Source organism: Sulfitobacter sp. TMED3 (assembly GCF_002167505.1).
Classification (GTDB): domain Bacteria; phylum Pseudomonadota; class Alphaproteobacteria; order Rhodobacterales; family Rhodobacteraceae; genus Sulfitobacter; species Sulfitobacter pontiacus.
On sequence record NZ_NHBI01000052.1, the window covers coordinates 1 to 15,524 of the forward strand.

Annotated in this window: 15 protein-coding genes; all 15 read left to right on the forward strand. The window is 62.1% G+C overall.

What is annotated here, in order from left to right:
• Nucleotides 1-550 (forward strand): aldehyde dehydrogenase family protein (locus tag CBB63_RS13100; protein WP_502695934.1); only part of this gene is annotated, 550 nt, incomplete at its 5' end.
• A 167-nt stretch (nucleotides 551-717) separates the two neighbouring features.
• Nucleotides 718-1,710 (forward strand): TRAP transporter substrate-binding protein, encoded by a 993-nt coding sequence (locus CBB63_RS13105; RefSeq protein WP_286699465.1) that lies wholly within the window; start codon nucleotides 718-720, stop codon nucleotides 1,708-1,710.
• 135 nt (nucleotides 1,711-1,845) lie between these two features.
• Nucleotides 1,846-2,280: a TRAP transporter small permease gene (locus CBB63_RS13110; protein ID WP_502695935.1), complete on the forward strand. Its 435-nt coding sequence runs from the start codon at nucleotides 1,846-1,848 to the stop codon at nucleotides 2,278-2,280.
• The gene (locus CBB63_RS13115; RefSeq protein WP_286699466.1) at nucleotides 2,277-3,629 is read left to right on the forward strand and encodes a TRAP transporter large permease; all 1,353 of its coding nucleotides are present in this window, start codon (nucleotides 2,277-2,279) and stop codon (nucleotides 3,627-3,629) included. The genes CBB63_RS13110 and CBB63_RS13115 overlap by 4 nt, the downstream gene beginning before the upstream one ends.
• Nucleotides 3,626-4,816: a mannonate dehydratase gene (gene uxuA / locus CBB63_RS13120; protein WP_286699467.1), complete on the forward strand. Its 1,191-nt coding sequence runs from the start codon at nucleotides 3,626-3,628 to the stop codon at nucleotides 4,814-4,816. Before CBB63_RS13115 ends, uxuA begins: the two co-directional genes overlap by 4 nt.
• Nucleotides 4,817-4,842: 26 nt before the next feature.
• The gene (locus CBB63_RS13125) at nucleotides 4,843-5,724 is read left to right on the forward strand and encodes a sugar kinase (RefSeq protein WP_502695936.1); all 882 of its coding nucleotides are present in this window, start codon (nucleotides 4,843-4,845) and stop codon (nucleotides 5,722-5,724) included.
• Nucleotides 5,725-5,854: 130 nt separating this feature from the next.
• Nucleotides 5,855-7,465, forward strand: coding sequence for a cytochrome-c oxidase, cbb3-type subunit I (ccoN, locus tag CBB63_RS13130; protein WP_005848932.1), 1,611 nt, complete (start codon nucleotides 5,855-5,857; stop codon nucleotides 7,463-7,465).
• A gap of 5 nt (nucleotides 7,466-7,470) precedes the next feature.
• Nucleotides 7,471-8,307, forward strand: a complete 837-nt coding sequence (ccoO, locus tag CBB63_RS13135; protein ID WP_286699469.1) for a cytochrome-c oxidase, cbb3-type subunit II — start codon at nucleotides 7,471-7,473, stop codon at nucleotides 8,305-8,307.
• Nucleotides 8,308-8,317: 10 nt separating this feature from the next.
• A complete protein-coding gene (locus CBB63_RS13140) occupies nucleotides 8,318-8,506 on the forward strand; it encodes a CcoQ/FixQ family Cbb3-type cytochrome c oxidase assembly chaperone (protein WP_005848929.1) in 189 nt (62 codons plus the stop codon).
• Entirely contained in the window at nucleotides 8,503-9,408 is a 906-nt protein-coding gene (gene ccoP / locus CBB63_RS13145; RefSeq protein WP_286699470.1) for a cytochrome-c oxidase, cbb3-type subunit III, read from the forward strand. Before CBB63_RS13140 ends, ccoP begins: the two co-directional genes overlap by 4 nt.
• A gap of 96 nt (nucleotides 9,409-9,504) precedes the next feature.
• On the forward strand, nucleotides 9,505-11,112 hold the full coding sequence (gene ccoG, locus CBB63_RS13150; RefSeq protein WP_286699471.1) for a cytochrome c oxidase accessory protein CcoG: 1,608 nt from the start codon (nucleotides 9,505-9,507) through the stop codon (nucleotides 11,110-11,112).
• Nucleotides 11,093-11,563, forward strand: a complete 471-nt coding sequence (locus CBB63_RS13155) for a FixH family protein (protein ID WP_286699472.1) — start codon at nucleotides 11,093-11,095, stop codon at nucleotides 11,561-11,563. Before ccoG ends, CBB63_RS13155 begins: the two co-directional genes overlap by 20 nt.
• On the forward strand, nucleotides 11,560-13,680 hold the full coding sequence (locus CBB63_RS13160) for a heavy metal translocating P-type ATPase (protein WP_286699473.1): 2,121 nt from the start codon (nucleotides 11,560-11,562) through the stop codon (nucleotides 13,678-13,680). The genes CBB63_RS13155 and CBB63_RS13160 overlap by 4 nt, the downstream gene beginning before the upstream one ends.
• Entirely contained in the window at nucleotides 13,677-13,841 is a 165-nt protein-coding gene (gene ccoS, locus CBB63_RS13165; protein WP_286699474.1) for a cbb3-type cytochrome oxidase assembly protein CcoS, read from the forward strand. Before CBB63_RS13160 ends, ccoS begins: the two co-directional genes overlap by 4 nt.
• A 190-nt stretch (nucleotides 13,842-14,031) precedes the next feature.
• Nucleotides 14,032-14,817: a glycosyltransferase family 25 protein gene (locus tag CBB63_RS13170; RefSeq protein ID WP_286699495.1), complete on the forward strand. Its 786-nt coding sequence runs from the start codon at nucleotides 14,032-14,034 to the stop codon at nucleotides 14,815-14,817.
• Nucleotides 14,818-15,524: the final 707 nt, after the last annotated feature.

Here is a 15,524-nt window from a genome sequence, read left to right on the forward strand (position 1 = left end):
GGTCGCCGCGTTGCACGAAAGCCCTGTCCAAACAACGCTGACGGCGGGGATCGCCGATGCCTATTTCGACGGCCGTGATCGTATCGCGCGCGCGGGGTGTACGCGCACGCTCGTCTCTTCCGATCGGGGCGAGGCGCGCCGTGTCACCCCCGCTGTCTTCGAGGTCTCTGGCACCGATTGGCTGAACAGCGACGCGCTGGCGCATGAGGTCTTCGGGCCGCTTGGCATTATCGTGCGTGTGGCCGATGCGGATGAGATGGCCGCGGTTGCCAAAGGTCTGGACGGGCAGCTGACCTGCACGTTGCAAATGGATGCAGGCGATACTGCTGCCGCCAAGGCCCTGATGCCGGTGCTAGAGCGTAAGGCGGGGCGGATATTGGCCAACGGCTTTCCCACGGGCGTGGAAGTCAGCGGCGCGATGGTCCACGGCGGGCCCTATCCCGCGTCGACCAACTTTGGCGCGACCTCGGTCGGGACGCTGGCGATCCGCCGTTTCCTGCGCCCTGTCTGCTACCAAGACCTGCCGGCAGAGCTGCTGCCGGTCGTTTGACCCTGTGCGGGGCAGCGGCGCTTGGGGGGGTAAGCCGCTGATAAACTTGAGGTATACAAATAATTACAAATAAACTTGACGCATTACAAATACTAACGACATATTTCACGTCAGGGAGAATCTGGTCAGGCACGTATCTGGTCAGGCAACAATCAGGGAGGACTACCATGTCATTTTTTACCAAGACAGCACAGCTTGTTTCGGGTGCCGCCGTTGCTGCGACGCTCTTTACAGCCACCGCGCAGGCCGAGACGGTTCTGCGGGGGGCCAGCATGTTCGACGAGGAACATGCCTTTACCAAAACCCTGCGTAAATTCGAGGAACTGGTCGACGAGAAATATGACGGCGATGTGACGTTTGACTTACGTCTGAACGGCGAGCTTGGCGTCGAAAGCGATTACGTCACCTTCCTGAACCAGGGTGTGGCGATTGACTATACGATCCTTGCGCCGTCCAATATGGCCAAGTTCGCCCCGTCCATTCCGCTGATGGACATGCCGTTCCTGTTCCGCGATCTGGACCACTGGAATGCGGTCCTGTCCAGCGATGTGCTTGCGCCGCTGGAGGACGAGCTGCTGGAGAAAGCCGATATCAAGATCGTGGGCTACACCGGCGGGGGCACGCGCAATCTGCTGTCCAAAAACCCTGTCGTGACCTTTGATGATCTAAAGGGCCACAAGATGCGGGTCATGGGCGCGCCGATCCAGGCGCAGATCTTCCAGGCGTTGACAGCGGCCCCGTCGGCGATTGCCTATAACGAGGTTTACAACGCCATCCAGACCGGCGTCATCGCAGGGTTCGAGAACGAGGCCGCGAGCATTCAGAACCTCAAGTTCTACGAGGTGGCCCCGAACCTGACGTTGACGCGCCATTCGATCACCGTGCGCCCCATCGTGATGAGCGGCAAGACCTTCAACAGCCTGCCAGCAGACCTGCAGGCCGTCGTGCTTGAAGCGGGCGAAGAGGCAGGGGCCTATGGCCGCGAGCTGGAATCGCGCGAGGACGGCGTAAAACTGCAAGAGATGGTCGATGCGGGTCAGCTGACCGTGTCCGAATTCGAAAACCGCGACAAGATGCTGGAAATGGTCAAGCCGGTGCAGGATGCCTATGCCGCCGAGATCGGTGCATCGGAGCTGCTTGAAGCGGTTCGCGCCAAGTAATCCCTGCGGATGCCCCCCTTGGGTTCTTGTGACCCGAGGGGGATTTTATTTTCACTCAAGTTGATCGGTAAGCACATGATCCTGCGTGGTCTGGAACTGCTCGCATCCTTGCTCCGCTTCGTTGTGGGGGTGCTGATGTTTTCACTGGCGATCCCCGTCGGCCTGCAGGTCATTGCGCGCTACACCGGGGTGATCCCCGTCTACCTATGGACCGAAGAGCTGGCCACGTTCATCTTTGTATGGGTTGTGATGCTCGGGTCTGCCCTGGCGGTGTGGGAGGGGACGCATTTCGATGTTCAGGTCATCCCCGGCGCCAAGCATCCGCTGCTGGCGTTCTTGCAGCAAGCGCTAGTGCTTGGGCTGGTCGCGGGGTTTGCGCTGTTGTTCGCATGGTACGGCATTGATTACGCCAAATTCGGGGGCAACCAGACGTCGGTCATGATGCGGGCAAATCTGATGTTCACGCATATCTCTGTCCCGATCGCCGGNGTGCTTTGGGCGGTCTTTGCCCTTTACCGTTTGTATCAAGCATTTGCGGTCTACCGCACAGAGGGGCGGGCCGTATCATGATCGTTTCAACGGGCCTTGCCTGTCTTATTCTTGTGGGCGGGTTCATCCTGCTGGTGGCGTTGCGGGTGCCGGTCGCCTTTGCCTTGGGTATCGCGACTATCCCGATTGTGATGCTGGATATCCGGCTGACGCCCTTCATCGTCATCGACCGGATGTTCCAGTCGTATAACTCGTTCATCCTGCTTGCCGTGCCGTTCTTTCTGTTGGCGGCGAACCTGATGAATTCGGGGTTGATCACGCAAAAGCTGATTGATTTTGCCCGCGTGCTGACCGGCTGGATGCCCGGNGGNTTGGGGCATGTGAATGTCGCCGTGTCGATGCTGTTTGCCGGTATCTCGGGGTCGTCCACGGCAGATGCGGCGGGCTGCGGCAAGATCCTGATCCCCGCGATGGTCAAAGAAGGCTATGACACCCGTTTTGCCATCGCGATCACGGCCTGTTCGTCCGTGATGGGGGTGATCATTCCNCCCAGTATCCTCATGGTGGTCTGGGGCGGGGTCATGCAGATTTCGGTCGGCGCGCTGTTTCTGGCGGGGGCCATTCCCGGCTTGCTGATCGGTTTTGCCCTGATGGCGACGGTCTATGGCTATGCCAAGAAATACGACTACCCCGTCACCCTGCGGCCCACATTCGCGCANTTCTGGTCGGCGTTCAAAGGCGCGGCNCTGGCGATGCTGACCCCGGTTCTGGTGATCGGCGGCATCGTGGGGGGCATTGTGACCCCCACCGAAAGCGCGATCATNGCGGCGGGCTATGCGTTGATCCTTGGGGTTTTCGTCTATCGTACCGTGTCGGTGCGNGATCTTGGCGGCATCTTCTATGACACGGGCCGTTTTGCGTCGATCTCGCTTTTTGCGATCGGAACGGCTTCGGCTTTTGGCTGGATGCTGGCGTTCTACAACGTGCCGCGTTTGATCGTGGACGTGCTGACCGCGCATGAGCTTGGCGTNATNGGCACGTCGCTGATCATCGCGGCGCTGTTCCTGTTTTTCGGTCTGTTCATCGATGCCATCCCGACCATTATCATTCTGGGTACGGTGCTTTTGCCCGTGGCGCGNGCGGCGGGGATTGATCCGGTGGCCTTTGCGATNATCGGGATCATCTCGCTGGCCTTTGGTNTGGTNACGCCGCCTTACGGCTTGTGTCTGCTGATCTCTGCGTCGATCGGGGGGATGAATGTGGTCAAGGTGCTGCGGGATGTCTGCATCATTCTGGCCCCGATGCTGGTGATCTTGTTGCTGGTCATTCTCTTNCCGCAGATCGCNNTGTGGNTGCCNCGCACGCTNATGCCGATGTCNTTCCAATNACCCTGNCGGCNCAGNCNTCTGANNGAANAGGATANCCNATGAAAGAAACATGGCGCTGGTTTGGCCCCACTGATCCGGTCACGCTTACCCATATCAAGCAGGCCGGCGCGTCGGGCATTGTGACCGCTTTGCACGACTACGNCCCCGGCGAGGTCTGGCCGCTAAGGGATATCACCGCCCTTCAGGCGCGGATCGAGGAGGCGGGCCTGAGCTGGGATGTATGCGAGTCGATCTGGATGCCGGATGCGATCAAGCTGAAGGGTGCCGGTGCCACGGCAGAGATCGCGGCATGGATCGAGACGATGCGCAATCTGGCGCGCGCGGGCGTCCAGACGATCTGCTACAACTTCATGCCGCTGCTGGACTGGACCCGCACCGATCTGCGCTTCGAGATCGACGGGCAGGGGCAGGCCNTGCGNTTTGACATGGTGGATTTCGTGGTGTTCGACGTGCATATTCTTGCGCGCCCGAACGCTCAGGCCGACCACGCCCCCGATCTGCTGGCCGCAGCGCAGATGCGGTGGGGNCATATGACAAAGNCCGAGATCGCCGCGTTAGAGGCGAATATCATCGCCGGGCTCCCCGGNAGCGCGAAAGGGTTTACGCGGGCGGATCTGCTGGCGGGCATNGAAAGTTTCGCNTCCCTGTCGCACCGCGACCTTCAAGCCAATCTGGCCGCGTTCCTGAGCGTCGTCGTGCCAGAGGCAGAGGCCTTGGGGGNGCGGCTTGCCATCCATCCCGATGATCCGCCGTTCCCGCTTTTCGGTTTGCCGCGCTGCGTTTCGACCGCGCAGGATCTGGCGTTTATTCTTGATGCGGTGCCGAGNGCTGCGAACGGGCTGACNTTNTGNACNGGNTCACTNGGGGCCCGTGCGGATAATGATCTGCCGGACATGGCCCGCCGCTTTGGCGCGCATATCCACTTTGCCCATTTGCGCAATGTGCAGCGCGAGGGGGATGGNAGCTTTCATGAAGCCGCAGCGCTTGGGGGGAGCACCGATATGATTGCGGTCCTCGCGGCNNTGCGCGCGGCAGAACAGGGGCAGCCCGCCCGCGCTATCCCCATGCGNCCGGATCACGGTCACCTGCTGGCATTCGAACAGCAGCAGAAAACAAATCCGGGCTATTCCTATCTGGGGCGGCTCAAAGGATTGGCGGAGCTCAGAGGNGCCTTGGCCGCGCTGGANCATTCAGACACCGGATCAAAACACGCAAGGCAGGTGCAATGACCTCACTTCTTGGCATCGGCGAATGTATGATCGAANTGTCGTCGGCGGGCGANGANCTTTGGCGGCAACGATTTTCCGGCGATGTGTTCAACGCCCTGTGGTACGCGCGGGCGCATTCCGCCGATGATGCGGATGTCGCCTTNCACACCGCTGTTGGCACGGACCCTATGTCGGACCAGATGCTGGCCTTTATCCGGTCGGGCGGNATCCGCTGNGCGCAGACGCCGCGCATCGCCGANCGGCGCCCCGGTCTGTATACGATCCAGCTGAACGGGGCAGAGCGCAGNTTTACNTATTGGCGCGATACATCGGCGGCGCAGATGATGGTGCGCCNCCCCGGCCCGCTTTGGGGCGATGTGGCAGGGGCGGATGTGGTCTATTTCTCGGGCATCACGCTGGCGATCCTGCCGCCCGACGACCTAGAGACACTCCTGGCCGGTTTGGTAGAGCATAAAAAGCAAGGCGGGCTTTTGGCGTTTGATCCGAATATCCGGCCTCACCTCTGGGCGGATAAAGACCGGATGCTTGATGTCATATCGCGTGCCGCGGGGCTGAGCGATCTTGTACTGCCAAGTTTCGACGATGAAACAACGGCCTTTGGTGACCGGACCCCGCAGGACAGCGCGAAACGTTATGCCGATCTGGGGGCCGGGCATGTTGTGGTCAAGAACGGGCCTGCGGATACGATCCACCTGCAGGACGGCCAGTTGACGGCTTTCCCCGTGGCGCCGGTCACCGACATTATCGATACAACCGCCGCCGGAGATTCCTTTAACGGTGCCTATATTGCGTGCCTTCTGCGCGGCTTGCCCACCGAGGACGCCATATCGGCCGCGCAGAGATGTGCGGGGCAGGTGATCAGGCATAAGGGTGCCATTATCTCGCGCAATGATCTGGGGCTGGTCTGACAGAGCGCGCGCACCCGCCGATAGATTGATCCGCAGAATTGCCGCCAAGCCCGTGCCGCATTTGATCTAGATCAAGGCGCCGCCCCTGCCGCCATGAGAACCGTGTCCCGAAATAAAGGGGATTCGGGATATGTTCGATACGCTCAAGTTGGTCGTGCTTGCGCTCATTGTGTTTTTCGCAGCTTTGGCGGCCGATTGGGCGCGGGATCCGGCCTATATGGTCCATGCGCTGCTGATCATGGTGATCGCCGCCGGTCTGTTCTTCTGGCAACTGCGCAATATGCCGGTCGACGGTGTCGCCGCGCCCCACGCGCCTGCGCCGCAGGGCTATATGGACGGGCCGATCCGCTATGGCGTGATTGCCACGGCGTTCTGGGGTGTTGTCGGGTTCCTTGCGGGGACATACATCGCCTTTCAACTCGCGTTTCCCGCGCTGAATATCGAATGGGCGCAACCCTATGCCAACTTTGGCCGTCTGCGTCCGCTGCACACCAGCGCGGTGATCTTCGCCTTCGGCGGCAATGCCCTGATCGCCTCTTCTTTTTACATCGTGCAACGCACGTCGGCGGCACGGCTTTGGGGCGGCAACGCCGCTTGGTTTGTTTTCTGGGGCTATCAGTTGTTCATCGTGCTGGCAGCGACGGGCTATCTGCTGGGGGCGACCCAATCGAAGGAATATGCCGAGCCAGAATGGTATGTCGACATCTGGCTGACCATCGTCTGGCTGACCTACCTCGCCGTGTTCTTCGGTACGATCCTGAACCGGCGCGAGCGGCATATCTATGTGGCGAACTGGTTCTTTCTGGCCTTCATCATCACCGTGGCCATGCTGCATGTGGTCAACAACCTCGCCATTCCGGTGTCGATCTGGGGCTCCAAATCGGTGCAGGTCTTTGCGGGCGTGCAGGATGCGATGACTCAGTGGTGGTACGGGCATAACGCCGTGGGCTTCTTCCTGACCGCCGGTTTTCTGGGCATGATGTACTACTTTGTGCCGAAACAGGCGGGCCGTCCGGTCTATAGCTACAAACTGTCGATCATCCACTTCTGGGCGCTGATCTTTCTGTATATCTGGGCGGGTCCGCACCACCTGCACTATACCGCCTTGCCCGATTGGGCGGCGACGCTGGGGATGGTGTTCTCGATCATCCTGTGGATGCCCAGTTGGGGCGGCATGATCAACGGTCTGATGACGCTCGAAGGCGCATGGGACAAGATCCGCACCGATCCGATCATCCGCATGTTTGTCGCCTCGCTCGCCTTCTACGGGATGTCGACCTTCGAGGGGCCGATGATGTCGATCCGCGCGGTGAACAGCCTTAGCCACTACACCGACTGGACCATCGGGCACGTGCATTCCGGTGCGCTTGGCTGGAACGGGCTGATCACCTTCGGCGCGCTGTACTTCCTGACACCGCGGCTTTGGGGGCGGGCGCAGATGCATTCGCTGTCGGCGATCAACCTGCACTTCTGGCTCGCGACCGTGGGCATCGTTCTTTACGCGGCGTCGATGTGGGTTTCGGGCATTATGGAGGGGCTGATGTGGCGCGAGGTCGATGCCAACGGCTTCCTCGTCAACAGCTTTGCCGACACCGTCGAAGCCAAATTCCTGATGTATGTGGTCCGTGGTCTGGGCGGGGTGCTCTACCTCGCGGGGGGTGCGGTGATGGTCTGGAACATGTGGATGACCATCCGCGCCCCGCAAGCCCGCCCCGTCACCGTCGCCCTGCCAGCGGAGTAAGATCAATGGCCAAGAACCCCCAAAGCCCCAACTATGACCCCGCTGACGATCCCAAGGTGGTGACCACCAGCGAAGGGATGAAAAAGGGCAAAATCCCCAACGAGCTGCCGCCCGAGACGCAGACGATCACCTTTCACCAGCGGTTTGAACGCAATGCGACGCTGCTGCTGATCGCCTCTCTCGGGGTGGTGAGCATTGGCGGCATCATCGAAATCGCGCCGCTGTTCTGGCTGGAAAACACGATCGAGAAGGTCGAAGGCATGCGCCCCTATTCGCCGCTGGAACTGGCGGGGCGCGAGATCTACGTGCGCGAGGGCTGCTATGTCTGCCACAGCCAGATGATCCGCCCCATGCGCGACGAGACGGAGCGTTATGGCCATTACAGCCTCGCCGCCGAATCCATGTATGACCACCCGTTTCAATGGGGCTCCAAGCGCACGGGGCCGGATCTGGCGCGGGTCGGTGGGCGCTATTCGGACGAGTGGCACGTGGATCACCTGATGGACCCGCAGTCGGTCGTGCCCGAAAGCGTGATGCCGAAATACGCCTTTCTGATGGAAGCCAAGCTGGAAAGCGAGGATGTGACCGATCTGCTGGCAACCCACCGCATGGTTGGCGTGCCCTACACCGACGAGATGATCGCCAGCGCGAGCGGAGATTTCCGCATGCAGGTTGACCCGATGGGGGATTATGACGCGCTGCTTGACCGCTACCCCGGTGCGCAGGTGCGCGACTTTGACGGGCAGCCCGGTGTCAGCGAGATGGACGCCCTGATCGCCTATCTGCAAATGCTCGGGACGTTGGTCGATTTCTCGACCTTTGTGCCCGATGCCACCCGCTGAGGAGCCCGCCATGGACACCTATTCCTTCCTGCGTGAACTGGCCGACAGCTGGGCCTTGCTGATCCTGACGCTGATCTTTCTGGGGGTCATTGCTTGGGCCTATCGCCCCGGATCGCGCGCGCTGCATGATGACGCGGCGGATGTGCCGTTTCGCAACGATGACCCCGACCAAGCCCGCCAAGACGGAGCCCGCCAATGACCGACAACCGCAAGATCGACCCCACCACCGGCACCGAAACCACGGGCCACAGCTGGGATGGTATTGAAGAGCTGAACACACCCCTGCCGCGGTGGTGGCTTTGGACATTCTACGCCACCATCGTTTGGGGCGTGATCTATACCATCCTCTATCCCGCGTGGCCGATGGTTTCGGGGGCGACGGCGGGGCTGTTGGGCTATTCCACCCGTGGCGAGGTCGCGGCCGAGATCGCGCGTGTCGATCTGTCGAATGCCGATCTGACGGAAAGCCTGATCAACGTCGATATGGGGGTTCTGAAAGACAACGAAGAACTGCACCGTTTCGCCGTGCAGGCGGGGCGTTCGGTCTTTGCGGCGAATTGTTCGCAATGTCATGGCGCGGGGGCAGGGGGTGTGGTGGCCTCGGGCTACCCGAACCTTCTGGACGACGACTGGCTTTGGGGCGGTACGATGGCCGAGATCGCCTATACCGTGCGCCACGGCATCCGCAACGAGGATGACGCCGACGCGCGGGTGTCGCAGATGCCGTCCTTTGACTGGCTGGGCGCTGCGGAACTGGACGCCACGGCCCATTTCGTGCGCAGCCTTTCGGGGCTCGCGCATGACGAGGTAGCGGCCCAAGCGGGTGCGGATATCTTCGCCACGAATTGCAGCGCGTGCCACGGTGAAACGGGCCTTGGGGATCGCGAGATCGGCGCGCCAAACCTTGCCGATGCGATCTGGCTGCGCGGCGGCAGTCACGAGGCGATCATCCAACAGCTGAAAACGCCGCGCATGGGGGTCATGCCGCCGTGGCAGGCGCGTTTGGGCGAAGCCGATGTGCGCGCTGTAACGGCCTACGTGCACGGTCTGGGCGGGGGGGAGGCCGCGATGGACACCGCCCAAGATACGCCTGCTGACTGAGCCGCCGCACGACAAGACCTGTTGTTTGATGCAGATCAAAGCGGCCTGCGCCCCACGGGTGTAGGCCGCAAGACGTAACCCCGGAGCCCCCCGCCCATGTCCAACGCCGCCCCCCCGCTTTTCGCCGCGCGCGAGCCGATCTTCCCCCGCCGGGTCAACGGGTTCTTTCGCCGGCTGAAATGGGTGATCCTGATCCTCACGCTGGGGGTCTATTACGTCACCCCGTGGCTCCGTTGGGACCGCGGGCCGAACCTGCCGGATCAAGCGGTTCTGGTCGATCTTGCGAACCGCCGTTTCCATTTCTTCTGGATCGAGATCTGGCCGCATGAGTTCTATTTCGTCGCCGGGTTGCTGATCATGGCGGGGCTGGGGCTGTTCCTGTTTACCTCTGCCTTGGGGCGGGTCTGGTGTGGCTATGCCTGCCCGCAAACCGTCTGGTCTGACCTCTTCATGACTGTGGAGCGCTGGATCGAGGGCGACCGTAACGCGCGTATCCGCCTGCACAATGCGCCGTGGAGCCTGCGCAAGGCGCGGTTGCGGGGGGCGAAATGGGCGGTCTGGCTGCTGATCGCGGTGGCGACGGGCGGGGCTTGGGTCTTTTACTTTGCCGATGCGCCCACACTGGCGCGCGACCTCGTAACCCTGCAAGCCGCGCCCGTGGCCTATGCCACCGTCGCCGTACTGACGGCCACGACCTTTATCTTTGGCGGCTTCATGCGCGAACAGATCTGCATTTACATGTGCCCCTGGCCCCGCATCCAAGGCGCGATGATGGACCCCGGCACGCTGACGGTCGGCTACCGCAAATGGCGGGGGGAGCCGCGCGGGAAGGGTGGAGTGAAACGCCAGCAAGCCGCCGCCGCCGCGATTGGGAGCGGCGATGCCGTGGCGCGCTATGGTGCCGCGCTGGATATAAACTCTGCCGGAGACCGCCAGTCGCGCAGCGGCGACATGCTGGGGGATTGTATCGATTGCAACGCCTGTGTCGCCGTCTGCCCGATGGGGATCGATATCCGCGAGGGTCAACAGATGGAGTGTATTACCTGCGCCCTCTGCATCGACGCCTGTGACGATGTGATGGCCAAGATCGGGCGGCCACGGGGGCTGATCGACTATCTCGCACTGGATGACGAACCGCCAACCGCCCCGCAACAAAGCGCCGTAGTCGCGGGGTATGCCGAAGCCCCCGCCGGTGACGTTGCTGGTGCCACGTTGCCCCCGTGGCAGCCCAAGCCGCTTTGGCAGCATATATTTCGACTCCGCACGATTGTGTACACGACGGCATGGGCCGCCATCGGTGTGGCGCTGGTCGTAGCACTTTTCATCCGGCCCGAAATCGACATGACCATCGCGCCGGTGCGCAACCCGACCTTTGTCACCCTGTCGGACGGGTCCATCCGCAACGCCTATGACATCCGCCTGCGCAACAAACACACCGAAGCGCGGGATTTCAGAGTGTCGCTGGTGGCCGACAGCCCCTTGGAACTGGCGGTAGAGGGCGCAAGTAACGCCGTGGTCAACGTGCCCGCTGACACCAGCCGGTTGCAACGCGTCTATGTGATCGCCCCTCCGCAGACCCCCGCCGCCCGCGCGCAGCGCAGTGATCTGCGCCTTTGGGTCGAAGATGTCACCTCGGGCGAGCGGGCCTACGGCAATACAATTTTCAACGGAAAGGAAGGATCTGATGAGCGCAGTACAGACTGAACGCCCGCTAACCGGCTGGCACGTGCTGGCGATGTTTATCGGCGGCTTTTCTATTATCATCTCGGTGAACCTGGCGCTGGCGTTCAACGCGGTGCGGACTTTCCCCGGCAAAGAGACCGAGTCGAGCTATGTCGCCTCGCAGAACTTCGACACCGACCGCGCTGCACAGGAAGCTTTGGGCTGGACCGTGCGGACGGAGCTGACCGACACGACGCTTACGCTCTCTGTGACAGATGCGGGCAATCGCGTGGTAAGGCCCGAGATCATCTTTGCCACATTGGGACGCGCAACAACGGTAGCGGATGACATCACGCCGGAATTCAGCTGGGACGGCACCGCATGGGTCGCCCCCGTCACGTCGGGCCCCGGCAACTGGAACCTCCGGATAGAGATGCGGGCCGCTGACGGCACGCTCTTTCGGCGCCGCATCCCGCTGCGGGGCCTGCGATGACTGTCGCTGCCTGTCCGGGCTGTATCGCGCTGGCCCCATCGGTCGACACCGCGAGGAAGGGCGTGCCCGATACCGAGGCGGCAGTCTACCTTGCGCTGCCGCAGATCCGCTGTGCCGCCTGTATTGCTGGGGTCGAAGGGGTTTTGGCCAAGCTGCCGTCTGTGAAAGCGGCCAGAGTAAACCTGAGCGCCAAGCGGGTTCGCCTTGTGCTCGCCCCCGGGTGTGACGCCAGCACCGCCCTTCAGGCCTTGAACGACGCAGGCTTTGACGCGCATGAACTGGACGCGACCGCCCTGCGCCCCGCCAATGACGACGCGGGGCGGCGCCTGCTGGCCCGTGCTGCGGTGGCGGGCTTTGCGATGATGAATGTGATGGCGATCTCTGTCGCGGTCTGGTCGGGGGCCGGAGATGTGACACGGGTGATGTTCCACTGGGTCTCGGCCGCGATAGCACTGCCCGCCCTCGCGTTTTCTGCAGTGCCTTTCTTTGCCTCGGCATGGGGGGCCTTGCGGGCGGGGCGGATGAACATGGATGTCCCCATTGCGCTGGCGATCCTGCTGGCCGCTGCGACATCGCTTTATGAAACCTTTGCGGCCCGCGGGGCGCATACGTGGTTTGATGCCGCGCTGTCTTTGACGTTTTTCTTGCTGGTGGGGCGGTATCTTGAACACCGCGCGCGGGCGACGGCGCGTTCTGCCGCAGCAGAGCTGACGGCGCTGGAGCTGCCGCGCGCCACCCGACTGACCGCGACAGGGCGCGAAACCGTGGATGTCGCCGTGCTGATGCCAGACGACCGGATCGCGCTGGCCGCAGGGGCTCGTGCGCCTGTGGACGGCATAGCTGAAACCGCCGCAATGGTGGACCGCTCTGCCCTGACCGGAGAGGCGGACCCCGTCGCTTTGGCGGCAGGGGATCTGGTTTGCGCGGGCGAAGTGATCCTTGGCGCACCGCTGACATTGCGGGCCACGCATCGTGCCGAAGACAGCACCCTGCGCCGTTTGGCGGCGCTCGTCGAGGTCGCAGAGACCGGCAAGCACCGCTACAGCGGGATCGCGGACCGCGCCGCACGGCTTTATGCGCCGGTGGTGCATGGTTTGGCCGCGGTGGCTTTCGCGATCTGGTGGGCACTGACGGGGGATCTGCATCACGCCATTGCGGTGGCCACCGCAACGTTGATCATTACCTGCCCCTGCGCCTTGGCGCTTGCCATTCCGGCAGTGACGGCGGCGATGACGGGGCGGCTGTTCCGCGCGGGCGTGCTGCTGAAATCGCCCACGGCGCTGGAACGGCTGGCTGACATCGACACGGTCGTTTTTGACAAAACCGGCACGCTGACCGAAGGGGTGGCTGTTCTTCCCGCGCTTGATCCCGACGCCGCGTCAGTTGCCTTGAGCTTGGCCCAAGCGTCGCACCACCCCGCGTCCCGTGCGCTGGCGGCGTCCCTTGCGGGGCAGGCTCCTGCCGACTTGCGCGACGTGGTCGAGGTCGCAGGGAAGGGGGTCACCGCCCTTTGGAATGGTATGCCCGTGGGGCTGGTGCGCGGAGAGGACGGGCCCGAGCTTCATCTGCCCGATCGGTGCATCCCCCTGCCGCTGACCGAGACGCCGCGCCCCGGCACCGCCGCGTTGATCGCCGCGCTTCGCGCCGGCGGGTGGCAGGTCGCGATGGTCACCGGAGACACACCGGCCCGCGCCGCCACCCTTGCCGCAAAGCTTGGGATTGATCAGATACATGCCGGTGTCTTGCCGCACGAGAAAGTCGATCTGGTGCGTGGCATGTCCGAACAGGGCAGGCGGGTGCTGATGGTGGGTGACGGGCTGAATGACACCGCAGCGCTTGCCGCCGCATATGCATCGCTCGCCCCCGGTTCAGCGCTGGACGCGGCAAGGGTCGCCTCGGACGGTGTCATTCTGGAGGGCACTCTCGGCACGGTCGCGCAGACCCTGAGGCTGGCACGTCGGGCGCGCAACCGCATCAAGCAGAACCTCGCNCTCGCCGNCGCCTATAACTGCGTGGCGATCCCGGTCGCGGTCATGGGCTTTGCCACACCGCTGATGGCGGCGGCGGTCATGTCTTCGTCCTCCATCCTTGTCGTCCTGAATGCGCTGCGNCGATGAATATTCTGATTGTCCTCATCCCCGTTTCCGTATGCCTCGGCGCAGTAGGGCTGATCGCCTGTCTGTGGACNTTACGCAGTGGTCAGTACGAAGACCTGGAAGGCGATGCCGCGCGTATCTTGCTGGAGGATGACATAAGTGTTGAAGGTGAAGAGGGGTAGAGCTGGGCTTAGGACGCGCGTCACAGCCTACCACGCCGCAGCGGATCTGATGGCCGCTCCCGCCCTCGGCCCCATAAGGATCACGAGGGGCGAGAATAATCATCTTAGATTGCCGTGTGAGGTGACTGTTGATAGAAGCCGGTAGTCGCACGCNATCTGTCCGGAGGGGCTCCTCATACTGTCGATCATCATCAACGTCGCTTCGGCTCGGGACCGTATGGCCTTTATGGCGCAACAGATGGATGCGCTAGGTCTACCCTATCAACGGCTCGAAGCCGTTACCCCCGATGCGCAGAGCGGATCGCATANCGCGGCCTATTGGGCCAGTTGGCAACGCCCCCTTAAGGAAACCGAGAAAGCNTGTTTTCTGAGCCACGTCGCNGCATGGGAACGTGTTGCGGCTTTGGAGGANCCTGCGTTGATCCTTGAGGANGATGTCGTGCTTTCTCGTGCGACGCAGGNATTGCTCAAGTCCTGTCGCGGGTTGGTGGATGTCGACCATCTGACGCTTGAGGTACGCCAGCGTCGGAAGATTGTCGCCAAAGACGCACAACCGCTGACAGACGACCACGTTATGCGCCGTCTCTANCAGGATCGCAGCGGNGCCGCCGCATATGTGCTATGGCCGTCAGGGGCGGCAAAACTGTTGCAGCGTGCAAAGACACAGGCAGCACTTGCCGATGCGATGATCTGTGGTGCTTACGAGCTTAAGAGCTATCAGGTCGAACCGGCCTGCGCGATCCAGATCGACCAAGCGGAGGCTTACGGCGTTGCTGTCGGGCTTAAGACACATTCGCTGATCGGGGCCGGTGTGCCGACACGGCAGCCAACCACCGCGAGGTTCAAGCTGCGCCGCATCGCCGCCCAACTTCGCATGGGCATGCAAGCCTTGNTGCANGCCNTGGATGCCGAACGCCGCGAGATATCGTTGTCACCCGCCGAGTTTTATACGGCCCCNCAAGAGCCGCGGCGCTAAGCCTCGTCCCACCAGCTTGTTTTATCGCGTTTGTGCTGTGCCTTGAAGCGCGCAAATGCGGTGTCATTGATCTGAAGCCGCGCCCAGATTTCCTGGAAAATGGGCCCGACGGGATCAAGNGCCATAAACGGTTCCATCCTCCAGACCATATTGCGCAGGGTGTCATCCGTTCCGACGGTAAAGCAGGACATGCCTTCGAAAAGCGGAATGAGCCGGTGTTGAACATCCTCGACATGCGTAGGAGTCATCGTGGTGNCCAAGGTATCCGTNAGATACCGTTCACTTTCGTACATTTTAACTGTGTTGACGACCGCGCTTGTCATCATGGCAACCGCGCGCACCGCCATATCGCTNTCATGGGNCGCAAATGTGTCGGTGGCTGAGACAAGCCAGCGGATATTCAGTTTCTCCCGCAGGAAGTCCCCTTCGGCCATCCACAGGGTGCGGAATTTTTGGTAGGTTTCAGCCAGGTTGTGGTCGCGCCGGATCAGCACGATCAACTCTGCATGATAAAGCAGCAGCGCAGACTGCCCCGAAAATTCCGTCCTTAGATTTTGCAGATGCAGGTCGATGGATTTCGCTGACCCTCGCGTCTGAACCGGATCGCCCGCGTCAATCATCGTCGCCTTGAGCTCGGCTAGATCATGTTCCGCCGTCGCATGCCTGCGCGCCCCCCAGCGTTTGCGATGCTGGTTGAGGGATAAAAA

Coding starts and splice junctions, on each gene's coding strand:
- CBB63_RS13105 (WP_286699465.1), top strand. CDS start 718: ATGTCATTTTTTACCAAGACAGCACAGCTTGTTTCGGGTGCCGCCGTT.
- ccoN (WP_005848932.1), top strand. CDS start 5,855: ATGTTCGATACGCTCAAGTTGGTCGTGCTTGCGCTCATTGTGTTTTTC.
- ccoO (WP_286699469.1), top strand. CDS start 7,471: ATGGCCAAGAACCCCCAAAGCCCCAACTATGACCCCGCTGACGATCCC.
- CBB63_RS13140 (WP_005848929.1), top strand. CDS start 8,318: ATGGACACCTATTCCTTCCTGCGTGAACTGGCCGACAGCTGGGCCTTG.
- ccoP (WP_286699470.1), top strand. CDS start 8,503: ATGACCGACAACCGCAAGATCGACCCCACCACCGGCACCGAAACCACG.
- ccoG (WP_286699471.1), top strand. CDS start 9,505: ATGTCCAACGCCGCCCCCCCGCTTTTCGCCGCGCGCGAGCCGATCTTC.
- CBB63_RS13155 (WP_286699472.1), top strand. CDS start 11,093: ATGAGCGCAGTACAGACTGAACGCCCGCTAACCGGCTGGCACGTGCTG.